The following is a 306-nucleotide window of genomic DNA, read 5'->3' on the forward strand; positions in this document are numbered from 1 at the left end:
GTGGCTGGGAGTCGGTGTACCCGCTGGCGCGTTCAGATGCGCAATAGGACGGACGTGACGTCGTCTTCGGCTGCGCACCCAGGTCATGCGATCAGCTGCGTTTCAAACCGGGTGCATACCGTGGAAAGCATGCTGGCATCGGCACCGCTGCAGCCTGCCGCCTCAAAAAAACCGGAGGCTTTTCGCACGACGGCATAGACGTCAGTGACGATGGATCGTGCTTCATCCATCCCCAACCCACGCAGCTAGGCTTGCAGGCGCTCATCATCGGGAATGAGGGAAGGGTATCGTCTATCAGCAATTTGC

The 306-nt window shown here is 59.2% G+C and carries 1 protein-coding gene; it reads right to left on the bottom strand.

Features of this window, described 5'->3' with window-relative positions; genetic code table 11:
• Window positions 1-83 precede the first annotated feature (83 nt).
• Window positions 84-230 (bottom strand): hypothetical protein, encoded by a 147-nt coding sequence (locus AC0L3B_RS39100; RefSeq protein ID WP_473383069.1) that lies wholly within the window; start codon window positions 228-230, stop codon window positions 84-86.
• Window positions 231-306: the final 76 nt, after the last annotated feature.

The organism is Bradyrhizobium sp. Kon56, assembly GCF_055807635.1.